Origin of the sequence: Vibrio sp. Vb1337, assembly GCF_033338715.1 — a bacterium.
Lineage (GTDB): Bacteria > Pseudomonadota > Gammaproteobacteria > Enterobacterales > Vibrionaceae > Vibrio > Vibrio alginolyticus.
In genome coordinates this window covers 1-1,015 of record NZ_JAWOTD010000301.1, presented here as the reverse complement: position 1 = coordinate 1,015, position 1,015 = coordinate 1, and the positions used below count along the sequence as shown (strand labels likewise).

1 protein-coding gene is annotated in these 1,015 nt (G+C 48.0%); it reads right to left on the bottom strand.

Going from position 1 to position 1,015, the window contains the following annotated elements; genetic code table 11:
• Positions 1-1,015: zinc-binding dehydrogenase (locus R7E42_RS25790; RefSeq protein WP_318073356.1), on the bottom strand; the 1,015-nt coding region annotated here is incomplete at both ends.

Below are 1,015 nucleotides of genomic sequence, written 5' to 3'. Positions count from 1 at the left end.
GATCATGAACGATGGATTGATCTTGCCTTGCGAGGAAAGCTCAATAGATTCCACCATGTCACCCTTTGAACCACCGGACGTCCCTACAATATGGGTTGATTCGTAATGCACGTTGTAGAAGTTAAACGGCACTTTGAAATTCTTATCCGTTGGGCCAGCAAAGAAGTTGAGGCAGCCATCATTGCCAAGTAGCTCATCGGCTTGTTCTAGCACTTGAGCAACCGCCGCGTAGACCATTACATCGTCATAACCATTGCCACCGTTGAGTGCTTTGAGATACGCGACCGGATCGTCTATTTGAGCGGTATTCACGTAGTGCAGTTCTACGCCCTGCTCTTTAGCTTTTGCAACCGGAATGAGGCTTTCAGCTCGGTCTAAACGCGCAGCGTCGATGTCAGTAACCACCACCAGCGTTGGCTTTACAGGGCCGTTGATCGCGTAGTCAATTGCACCAATCCCCATTGGGCCAGCACACGCCAAAAGCGCTAACGCACCACCTTCTTTAATGCCCATATCGTGCTCGTACACGTATTGCGTGGTGTGGTAGCTCGCATGGTACGCGCCGATAATGCAAGACATTGGCTCAGCAAGCGAAGCATCAGCAAAGTAATCGCCGTGGTAAGGCAGCACGCAGCCTAGGTCGATAGCGATTTTAGGAATAATGGAATACGTCGCGTTGCCACCAAATGTCTCATAGCTGTAGCCTGCTGAGTAGCCTGTTGGCAAGCCCATGGCAGGTTGCAAAACAAAGTAGTCACCAGCTTTGAATTGATCTTTTAGATTCTCACCGACTTCAACAATCACACCTGCGTATTCATGACCTGTCATCACTGGCACTTCGTCAATGTTTTCAGGAACGCGTTTGTGTTTGCTACCTAACAATGCTGCTTTGTAAGTGGATAGACAAATGCTGTTTGAAATGTTTTTAACCAGAAGTTCGTCGGCTGAAATGTTTGGTAAATCAAAGGTTCTTAATTGGACGTTTTTCTCACCACAGATAACCGCTGCCGTTGTT